The sequence below is a fragment of the Paraburkholderia sp. SIMBA_030 genome (assembly GCF_046535245.1).
Classification (GTDB): domain Bacteria; phylum Pseudomonadota; class Gammaproteobacteria; order Burkholderiales; family Burkholderiaceae; genus Paraburkholderia.
This window is the reverse complement of sequence record NZ_JAWRXB010000064.1, coordinates 1-956: the sequence shown is the minus strand read 5'-3', so window position 1 is coordinate 956 and position 956 is coordinate 1. Positions and strand designations below refer to the sequence as shown.

Genomic DNA, 956 nt, shown 5'->3' with positions numbered 1-956 from the left:
CCCCGCAGGTTGCCCTTGCCGCGTGCGCGCAGGCTGCGGCATCGCTCGGCATCGAGGCGCACGCGCGCCAGGCATTCCGCCTCCCGCCGGGCATTATTGGCATCGCCCGAGAGGCCCATCGTGCTCGCCAGCGGCTGTGAGTAATCCCCCCAGCCATAGTGTTCGGCGTTCGCGAACGTCATGTCGCTGGCATCGTCCACGCTCGCGCCCAGGTTCGCACGCGAGCGCGTATAGTCATAGTCGGTCAGGGTGACGACACCGGCCGTCAGTTCGCGCGAAACAGCCAGCTTGTGGATGTGTTCCTCATCGATGCGCTTGCCACCGGGCGCATGGTAGGAAATGGTTTCATAGGCCGGGCCATGGCGCTTGTGCGACCCGGGCGAGTCGCACAGCACGAGCGTCGCGCCATCCATGAAGAAGTACAGTCCCCACTCACGCCAGAGCCTGCTCAAAAACTGGAAATCGGATTCCCGGCACTGGCGGATATAGTCCCGCTTCGGATAAATCCCCCTGAACCCGGGTGCGGCCAGGCGCAGGTCGTAGCGGAACGGATAGCGCTTTTCCTTCAGGATCGATTCCGTGATCTCGACGACATTCTGGTTCTGGAAGATGCGGTTCTCACGGTTGAGCGTGGCGAGCCACAGCCAGGGGCGCACGGTCAACTGGTAATACACGTGACGGTCGTCCGCGCCCGTGCAGCGCACCCCGGTAATGAGGCCAGTAATCTCGCGCGTGCCTGCGCCAATGTTCGCGCTGCCCAACCCGCCTGGCAAGCCAGGAACGAACGTTCCCTTGCCCTCGTACTCGATCGATATGGCGAGTTCCTTGCCGACCAGGGCTTCGGGGGAAACGAGTTCCCTGGCCTGCCAGACCCGAAAGGTTTCGCTTTCGACCGTCATCACCTCCACCGTATATTCGTAGAGCTTGCCGAGTTTTTCGGTGCCCACCAGCCGGGT

Annotated in this window: 1 protein-coding gene; it reads right to left on the bottom strand. The window is 62.9% G+C overall.

Annotated features, from left to right (window positions below; all coding sequences use genetic code 11):
• On the bottom strand, positions 1–956 hold a 956-nt coding region (locus SB772_RS39015), incomplete at both ends, for a type VI secretion system Vgr family protein (RefSeq protein ID WP_410838391.1).